The following is a 642-nucleotide window of genomic DNA, read 5'->3' as shown; positions in this document are numbered from 1 at the left end:
TAGTAAGCATCTTATATAGCTTCTACACCCCCGTCGAAACCTTTACACCCCCATAAATGTTTATATGGCTATTTTACAACACTTTCACTTTGTTTTCAACAGGAATAAATTGTATTATTTTGAAATATTTATAAAAAAAACCGCCAGTTCTCTATATTTGTCAAAAGAAAGTTCATCCATGGTCTCTCAGAAGAGTATTTTCAATGCATGAAGCAGTATGTAATTTTAAAAACCGTTTTCCTAAATGCGCATATCTCATCGTAGTTTCGTCCCACGGTGGGACGCATATATTTAATTGTAAAACACCTTGGTATACTCCGTTCGCGTATCAGCAATATGGTAAACAAAAACCTCATTCTGAATTCGTCTATATATTGCAATATGCTTCTCACAAATGACCATCCTATAGCCTTGCTCATTCAGCCATTTATCGGGAGTTAATGAGCCAGAGTCAGGAAATGACTCCAGTCTACCGATTATTTTAAGAATGGTTGAAGACACTTTTAAAGCCGTAGATTTTCCAAATTGATAATAGTACCAATCCTCTATACGCTTCAAATCTTCCCAGGCTGTTGGTAGAAGCGTTACTTTACATGTCATTTAATCTTTCCTCCAGCATCGCCTGCGCTTCATCAAGAGAGT

At 36.6% G+C, this 642-nt stretch carries 1 protein-coding gene; it reads right to left on the bottom strand.

The genetic code is table 11. The annotated features are described in order from the left end of the window. Positions 1 to 291: 291 nt before the first annotated feature. Positions 292 to 600, bottom strand: a complete 309-nt coding sequence (locus D1841_RS18070) for a type II toxin-antitoxin system RelE/ParE family toxin (RefSeq protein ID WP_160202067.1) — start codon at positions 598 to 600, stop codon at positions 292 to 294. Positions 601 to 642 lie beyond the last annotated feature (42 nt).

It is taken from the genome of Neglectibacter sp. X4 (assembly GCF_009917365.1).
Classification (GTDB): Bacteria; Bacillota; Clostridia; order Oscillospirales; family Acutalibacteraceae; genus Acutalibacter.
Note: the sequence above shows the minus strand (reverse complement) of the source record. Positions and strands in the feature narration are given on the sequence as shown.